The organism is Paraburkholderia sp. EG304 (assembly GCF_046543485.1).
GTDB classification, from domain to species: Bacteria; Pseudomonadota; Gammaproteobacteria; order Burkholderiales; family Burkholderiaceae; genus Paraburkholderia; species Paraburkholderia youngii.
Genome location: NZ_JBKGUA010000452.1, coordinates 1 through 255, shown reverse-complemented (window position 1 = coordinate 255; position 255 = coordinate 1). Strand labels below are relative to the sequence as shown.

At 57.6% G+C, this 255-nt stretch carries 1 protein-coding gene; it reads right to left on the bottom strand.

Annotated elements, in window-relative coordinates; genetic code table 11:
• Positions 1-255: transposase (locus ACLFKU_RS44705; RefSeq protein WP_410853514.1), on the bottom strand; the 255-nt coding region annotated here is incomplete at both ends.

Genomic DNA, 255 nt, shown 5'->3' with positions numbered 1-255 from the left:
AAGTGGGTTGAGCCCATCCAGTGCTTCAGTGTGCCGAACACGTGTTCGACCGTTCGACGTCGTATTGTCATGGCGTCAAGCTGGCGATCAAGTCTGAGTTGCATTCTCTCGAGTACCGCTTCGTGTTCCCACCGGCGAATGCGCCGGTAAGGAGCCGGCGTGCACTGGTTTCTGAGCGGACAGCGCGGACAGGCGCTGCTCCAGTAGGTCCGCAGTTTCAGCAGATTGGCACTCTCAAAGGACGTGTACCTGTAT